The sequence below is a fragment of the Brevibacterium sp. AGC70 genome, from assembly GCF_057334195.1.
The window spans coordinates 349,511-350,871 of the sequence record NZ_JBHFIH010000018.1; the positions used below are offsets into that span (position 1 = coordinate 349,511).

General features: G+C 62.8%; 1 protein-coding gene and 1 pseudogene. Both read left to right on the plus strand.

Annotated features, from left to right (window positions below; translation table 11 throughout):
* Positions 1-78: 78 nt before the first annotated feature.
* Positions 79-1,140, plus strand: a complete 1,062-nt coding sequence (locus ACE03M_RS16940) for a Bug family tripartite tricarboxylate transporter substrate binding protein (RefSeq protein ID WP_485935213.1) — start codon at positions 79-81, stop codon at positions 1,138-1,140.
* Positions 1,137-1,361 (plus strand): annotated as a pseudogene (locus tag ACE03M_RS16945) (tripartite tricarboxylate transporter TctB family protein); the annotation flags it as partial. The gene ACE03M_RS16940 and the pseudogene ACE03M_RS16945, both read left to right, overlap by 4 nt.

Consider the following 1,361-nt stretch of genomic DNA (forward strand, 5'->3'; position numbering starts at 1 on the left):
GCCCCCACCAGCACTTCAGGTCCCACCAACACAGACATTCCACCACAGCAGGTATCAGTTGCATTCGAAGGAGAAGCAATGCGGTCAACGGCGATCACAGGACAAGGACGGGCCACCTCGGCGAGTCGGAAGAATCGGGCGGTGAAGCCCGCGCTCAAGGTCGGTGCGGTGCTGGCATCACTGGCACTCGTCGCCACGGGCTGCGGCAACAAGGCACAGGCGCCGGGGGAGGGCAGCGACTACCCGAAGGGCCCGGTCACGGTCAACGTCCCATCTGAACCCGGCTCCGGTTGGGACACCACCGCGCGTGCCCTCGTGGAGGCTCTGCAGAAAGAGAAGATCGTCTCTTCCCCGCTGCCGGTCCAGAACAAACCCGGCGGTACGGGCTGCATGTGGATGACATCGATGATGCAGCAGGAGAAGGGCAAAGACGACCAGATCGCGATCACCTCGCTGGCCAGCCAGACGATGAAGGCTCGCGGACTCTGCGAATTCGGCCCTGAGGACACCACCCTCATCGCCACCATGTACGTTGAGGACTTCATGGTCGTCTCCCCGGACAAGGGTGACATCAAATCGGTTGCGGACCTGGTCAAGGCGCTGAAGAAGGACCCGCAGAAGGTCACTGTGGCCGCATCCGGCGATGACACGCTGCCGTTCGCACTGTTCGCCAAGGAAGCCGGAGTCGACCCCGCCGACATCAACTTCGTCAACTACGAAGGCGGCGGCGAGCAGACCACCGCCATGCTCAACGGTGATGCGAAGGTCGCCATCGCCGGGCTGAGCGAGTTCCGTTCTGTGCTGGAATCCGGTGACATCAAACCACTCGTGACCTTCGCAAAGGAGCCGCTGCAGGCCCCATTCGACTCGGTTCCCACGGCTGCGGATTCCGGTTATGACGTGACCCTTGGCAACTGGCGCGGAGTCTACGGACCGGCCGAAATGCCGCAGGAAGCCGTCGACTACTGGGCGAAGACCCTTGAAGAGGTCAGCGAGACGAAGACCTGGAAGGACACCTTGGACAAGAACCAGTGGGCGCCCGAATTCCTCACCGGCGACGAAGCTGAGAAGTACGCCGAAGACACAGCCGCCACCGTTGAGGAGGGCGTCAAAGAGACCGAACTGGGCAACAGCAAATGAGGACGCTCACTCCGGCGCTGAGGGGTGATGTCATCACCGGCATCGCCGTCACGCTTGTGGGCGCGGTCTACTACATCGCGACTTTCTGGATCCAGGAGACGAAGAACATCGTCACCCCGGCGACCTTCCCCGCGATCGTGGGCATCGCGCTCATCGTGCTCGGCCTCTTCCTCGTCGGACAGGCCCTGTACCGGAGCCGGAAGCTCGGCGAGGTGGTCCCC